The sequence below is a fragment of the Streptomyces sp. WAC06614 genome (assembly GCF_003949795.1).
GTDB lineage: Bacteria > Actinomycetota > Actinomycetes > Streptomycetales > Streptomycetaceae > Streptomyces.
Map to the genome: position 1 here is coordinate 1 of NZ_RPRY01000402.1, position 5546 is coordinate 5546.

General features: G+C 76.1%; 6 protein-coding genes. 1 reads left to right on the top strand and 5 read right to left on the bottom strand.

Features of this window, described 5'->3' with window-relative positions; translation table 11 throughout:
- Window positions 1-377: 377 nt before the first annotated feature.
- The gene (locus EF918_RS31715; RefSeq protein WP_125652370.1) at window positions 378-1307 is read left to right on the top strand and encodes an SDR family NAD(P)-dependent oxidoreductase; all 930 of its coding nucleotides are present in this window, start codon (window positions 378-380) and stop codon (window positions 1305-1307) included.
- On the opposite strand, the gene EF918_RS31720 is transcribed toward EF918_RS31715, so the two are convergent.
- From EF918_RS31720 to EF918_RS37400, 5 genes are all read right to left on the bottom strand, one after another.
- A complete protein-coding gene (locus tag EF918_RS31720) occupies window positions 1304-2806 on the bottom strand; it encodes a HAMP domain-containing sensor histidine kinase (protein ID WP_185922012.1) in 1503 nt (500 codons plus the stop codon). The two genes, EF918_RS31715 and EF918_RS31720, sit on opposite strands and share 4 nt — an antisense overlap.
- Window positions 2803-3621, bottom strand: coding sequence for a response regulator transcription factor (locus EF918_RS31725; RefSeq protein WP_125652371.1), 819 nt, complete (start codon window positions 3619-3621; stop codon window positions 2803-2805). Before EF918_RS31725 ends, EF918_RS31720 begins: the two co-directional genes overlap by 4 nt.
- A 42-nt stretch (window positions 3622-3663) precedes the next feature.
- On the bottom strand, window positions 3664-4302 hold the full coding sequence (locus tag EF918_RS31730; RefSeq protein ID WP_185922013.1) for a hypothetical protein: 639 nt from the start codon (window positions 4300-4302) through the stop codon (window positions 3664-3666).
- Window positions 4299-5078 carry a thioredoxin family protein gene (locus tag EF918_RS31735; RefSeq protein WP_125652373.1) on the bottom strand — a complete coding sequence of 260 codons (780 nt, stop codon included), beginning with the start codon at window positions 5076-5078 and terminating at the stop codon, window positions 4299-4301. The genes EF918_RS31730 and EF918_RS31735 overlap by 4 nt, the downstream gene beginning before the upstream one ends.
- Before the next feature lie 170 nt (window positions 5079-5248).
- The coding region (locus tag EF918_RS37400) for a hypothetical protein (RefSeq protein WP_185922014.1) at window positions 5249-5546 on the bottom strand (298 nt) is incomplete at its 5' end.

Here is a 5546-nt window from a genome sequence, read left to right on the forward strand (position 1 = left end):
GCCCCCGGCCTGCGTCCCGGCCTCCGCCCTGGCCTCCGCCCCCAGCCTGCGTCCCGGCCTCCGCCCTGGCCTCCGTCCCCGGCCTCCGCCCCCGGGCTCCGCCTCGGGATCGCCCTCGGCGTCGGGCTCCGCGTCCGCCGGGGCGGTGTCGGGCTCCGCGTCCGCCGGGGCGACGCCGGGCCGCGCTGGCGGCCCGTATGGCCGGTCCTGCGGCGCCCTTTTCTTCTTCCGCCCTTCGACTTCCCTTCCCCCTGGCCGGCCGCCGGGCCGGGCGCGGCCAGTGCAAGCGGATAGTCATCCGCTTGTGCTAGCGTGCTGCTCGCGAGGAAACGGATAGATATCCGTTTCATGGGTGAGCGAACGTCGGAGGGGCAGCAATGGTGGATCAGCGCGCAGTGGTGACGGCCGGGACCGGGGGGATCGGGCTGGAGACGGCGAAGGGGCTCGCGGCGCGGGGGTTCGCCGTCACCGTGGTCGGGCGGGACCCCGGTCGGGGGGCCCGCGCGGTGGAGCGGATCGGCGCGGTGGCGACCGGAGGCGAGCCGCGGTTCCTGGCGGCCGACCTGGCCTCGCTGGACCAGGTGCGGGCACTCGCCGCCACGCTGGCGGCGGAGGGTCCGCTCGACCTCCTGGTGAACAACGTCGGGGCGATGTTCCCCGAGCCGACGCGGACGGCCGACGGGATCGAGGCGACCTTCGCGGTCAACCACCTGTCCCCGTACCTGCTGACCGAACTGCTGCTGGAGCAGCTACGGGCCGCCGCGCCGAGCCGGATCGTGAACGTCAGCTCGGCCGCCATCGGGCTCGCCAAGCGGGTGTTCGACCAGGTCGAGCCGCCGGGCGGCTACTACGGCTTCCACTGGTACGGCCGGGCCAAGCTCGCCAACCTCGCCTGGACCCTGGACCTGGCCGAGCGGCTGCGCGGCACCGGCGTGGCGGTGTTCGCGGCCGACCCCGGCGGCGCCGCGACCGCCATGACGGACGGCACCATGAACGATCCCCGGATCGTCTCCCCGGGGCTGCGCCTGCTGTGGCCGCTGGTGCGGCGGAAGTTCGAACGTTCCACGGCCGGGCCCGCGGCCGAGGCCGCGCGCCCGTCCCTCGCCGCCGCCACCGACCCGGGGCTGGACGGCCGGACCGGCCTGCTGATCGGACCCGGGGCCGAGCCCGTTCCGGCGTACCGCGGGAGCACCGACCCGCGGACGGTCGCCGACGTCCTCCGGCTCAGCCGGGCACTGGCGCCCCTGGAGGGGGCCGTGCACGGAACCCGGCCGAGCTCCGGCCGTGATCCGCAGGACAGGGCCTAGGCGTCCCGGCCGCGGGGGCGGCGCCGGGACCGGCGTCCGCCGGTCGGGGCCTCGGTGACCAGGGCGAACGTCACGGTGAGCCGGGCGCCGCCCAGGGGGCTCCGGCCGATGCGCACCGTACCGCCCGTGGCCGAGCCCGCCCGCCGGGCGATGTCCAGCCCGAGGCCGGTGGAGCCGGTGCTGCTGCCGCGGGACAGAGCCTGGTCGGGTTCGGGAATGCCCGGTCCGCCGTCCTCCACGACCAGTTCCACGGTGTGCGCGGTACGGGCGACCCGGACGCCGAACGGGGTCCCGGGCGCGGTGTGCCGGAAGACGTTGCCGACCAGGGCGTCCACCACGGCCGCGATGTCGTCGTCGGACAGGCCGACGGCCGTGGGTTCCTGGGTGAGGTCGAGGGCGCAGGATCGGTTCTGCTGCTCCGCCAGCACCGACCAGAAGGCGGTCCGCCGGCGTACGACGTCGGCCACCTCGCACCGGTCGCCGGACCCGGCACCACTGCCGGAGCCCGTGCCCCTGCCCGGACCGGTGGCTGTGCGCGTATCCGTATCCGTGTCCGTATCCGTGCTCGCGCGCCTGCCCGGGCCGGGGCCCGGGGCGGCCGCGTCGGCGGGGCCGCGGTCCGCCGGTCGGCCGGCGCCGAGCAGGCCCTGGCCCATCGGGCCCACGGCGAGCGGGGTGCGGGCCGCGGCGATGATGGCCTGGAGCTCCGTCTCCAGCGCGGCCACGGCCGCCTCGACCCGGGCGGACTCGGGTGTGCCGGCCATCCGCTCGGACGCCAGGTGCAGGGCGGTCAGCGGGGTGCGCAGGCGGTGCGACAGGTCGGCGACCAGTTCCCGTTCGACGGCCAGCAGTTCGGTCATCCGGTGCGCCATCGCGTTGAACGCGACACCGGCGTCCCGCAGTTCCCTGGGCCCCATGGGCTCGACCCGGGTGTCCAGGTCGCCGGCCCCGAGCGCCCGCGAGGCCTGCGCGAGCCTCCGGGAGGACCGGACGACCTTGGCGCCCAGCCGGTCGGCGACCAGCACCGAGCCGCCGATCAGCCCCACGGCGAGCAGCAGCATGACCGCCCACGACTGCGCGACCCCGCGGGTCAGTTCGGCCTCGGGGACGAAGTCCTCGACGACGGCGACCCGGTCGCCGGGCAGCACCACCGGCTGGAGACAGATCCAGCCGCCCGGGATCTCCTGGGAGATGGACTCCCGTCCCCGCTGCGCCCGTTCGAGCAGCGCCGCGGGAGCCCTCGTCTCGCCGAGCGGAGGGGCGTCCGGCAGGTGGACCACCAGGTGCTCCGAGGAGTCCAGGCTCGCTGCCGACTCGCGCAGGGCCGCCGGATCGGCGGTCACGGTGAGCACGGGGGCCAGGGCCGCGGCGCGCTGCTCGGCCGCGGTGACGCCCTGCTCCTTGACCAGCGACAGCACCAGCGCGGCCAGGGGGATGAGGAAGGAGAGGGCGACCATCGAGGTCACCGCGAGGGCCACGCCGGCCAGCGAGCGCCTCACCGGGGCGCCACCAGCTTGATCCCGACCCCGCGCACGGTCAGCAGGTAGCGCGGGGCCGCCGCGCGTTCGCCGAGCTTGCGCCGCAGCGAGGACAGGTGCACGTCCACGGTCTGGTCGTCCACGTACGGCTCCCGCCAGACCTCGGTCAGCAGCCGCCGCTTGGAGACGACCTGTCCGTGGTGGAGGGCGAGGAAGGCCAGCAGGTCGAACTCCCGGCGGGTCAGCCGCAGCTCCTGGCCGGCCAGGAACGCGGTGCGGGCGCCCGGGTCCACCGTCAGCTCGCCGACGGTGACCGGGCGCAGCGGATCACCCGCCGCGGGCCCCGCCCCGGGGAGGTGCGGCGCGGCCGGCACCCCCCGGACCCCGGCGCCGCCGCGCGCCCCGGGTACGCCCGGCGTACCGGGGAAGCCCGCCATGCCCGGTACGCCCACGGCGGGACCGGCGGGCAGGACATGGCCGGTGCGGCGCAGGACGGCGGAGAGGCGGGCGATGAGCTGTCCGCCCGAGAACGGCTTGACCAGGTAGTCGTCGGCGCCGGCGTTGAGGAGCTTGATGATCTCCGTCTCGTCGTCCCGGGCCGTGGCCACCAGGACGGGCACGGAGGAGATGCCCCGGATCATCCGCAACGCGTCCCCGCCGTCCAGGTCGGGCAGCCCCAGGTCGAGGACCACCGCGTCGACGGGGGTCTGGGTGACCTCGCGCAGGCCGCCGAACCCGTCGGCGGCGCTGCGCACGGCAAAACCGTGCTCCGTCAGCACCTCGATCAGGGACTGGCGGATGCTCGGATCGTCTTCCACGACCAGGACGCTGGGCATGGGGACACCTTAGGGGCTCGGCCGGAAGGGTGTGCTCCGCCCCTACGGGGCGCTGAACACCGGCCCGCCGGAAGTGACGCGCAGCCGCACCGGACGGTCGGCGACCGGGATGGTGCAGCCCTCCTGCGTGCTGCAACTGGCGTATCCGAGCAGCACCGTGGCGTCCCCGTCGCCCTGGGCGCGGACCGGCAGGGTGGCGGTGACCGGGCCGTCCGGGTAGACGGGGACCGGAGCGTCCACACCGGGCACGCTGATCATCCGTACCTCCGCCGCGACCTTCGGTCCGGACCGGGCCGTCAGGCCGCCGGTGACGGTCACCGTGGTCGGCCGGCCCACGCCCTCGACGCCGGTGACCGGCAGGTCGGTGCTGTAGAGGTGGAAGCCCTTCTTCTCGGGCGTGAACACCGCGGTGAGCGTGCCCTGGGCGTCGTGCCAGTCGGACACCGAGAGGGCGACGGTCACCCCGTTCTCGGTGAACCGCGCGGTGTTCCCGGCCGGTGCGGCAGCGGCTGCGGTGGCGGCGCTGGTGGCGGCGCTGGTGGCGGCGCCGGCCCCCGCTCCCGCGGCCCCGCCGTCCCGACCGCCGCCGCAGGCCGTCAGCGCGGCGCACGCAGCCAGCGCCAAGGGGGCCGCGACGAGACGGGACCGGGTGGACCGGCCCCGGGGCGCGCCCCGGCTCATGCGGCCCACTTGCGCAGGAAGGCGTCGAGGCCCTCGGCGGTCAGGGACGGGTTGCCCGTGACGTGGGTGTCGGTGCGCACCGTGCCGGACGGGGACACCACGACCAGGACGGGCATCGTGTACGTCCCGCCCGAGGGGCTGTACTTGCGCAGCAGGGCCGAGTTGGCGGAGCTGTTGCCGCCGATGTCTATCTTCACCATGTGGTACGAGGCCCCCAGCAGCGCCGAGGTCTGGGCCTGGGCGAAGACCTTGTCGGCGGCCTTGCAGTTGCCGCACCAGTTCGCCCCGAAGTCGAGCAGCACCGGGCGTCCGTCGGCCTTGGCCGCGCGCAGCGCCGCGTCGACGGCCGACCGGGCGTCGGCCGCACTGTCGTACCCGGGGCCCGGGACCGCGGCGGGCCCGGCCGTGGTCGCCGTACGGGAGGGCTTGGCGGCGCTCGTGGTGGCGGGGGCGGACGGGCCGGACTTCGCGCCGGCGGACGCGGAGGCCGACGCCGAGGGCGATCCCGAGGCGGAGGCCGATGCGCTGGGCGAGGCGGAGGCCGAGGGGGAGCCGGCCGAGGAGGCCGTGCCCTCGGGCGTGGCCGACGCGGCCGCGCCGGCCGCGGTCGCGGTGCCCGCTCCGGCGGAGGACGCGGACGGTCCGCAGGCGGCGGTCAGCCCGGCCGCGACCACGGCCGCGGCGATCAGCGGAAGCCGCCGCCCGGGGCGCGCGGCGGCGGGTCCGGGCGGTGTACGGCGGCCGGCGCGGACGGGTACGGGCAGGCGAGAACTCATGGGGGGAACACCTCGGGCGCGGTGAGAACTGCCGGACGGGCGCGACGCCCCCGGCTCGGTGGAACGCGAGCATAGGGGCGCCGCGGGCCCCCGGAACCCGCCTCGGCGCGATCTTGAGGATGCCCTAAGGAAGCGCTCAGCTTCCGCTGCGCCGAATCCCGGCAAAGGTGTCAGAACGAGGATTCGCGGACGGTGGCCTTCGCCGACGGGTCGATCGTGGCGGTGATGACCGAGCGGTGGTCGTCGCTGGTGAAGGTGACCGTGAGGGTGTCGTCCGAGGTCTGGGCGGTGGTGGTACGAAAGCCCCGACCGGGGATGGCGGAGATGAGGCACACGCCCCGGCCGCCGAAGCGGACGGTGGCCTTGCCGCCCTGCGAGGGCACGGTGTAGAGGCCCGCCCCGCCCTGCTCGCAGTCCACGTCGGCCTTCGGCCCGGTGGGCCGGGAGGGGGCCGGCGAGGTCCTGGCC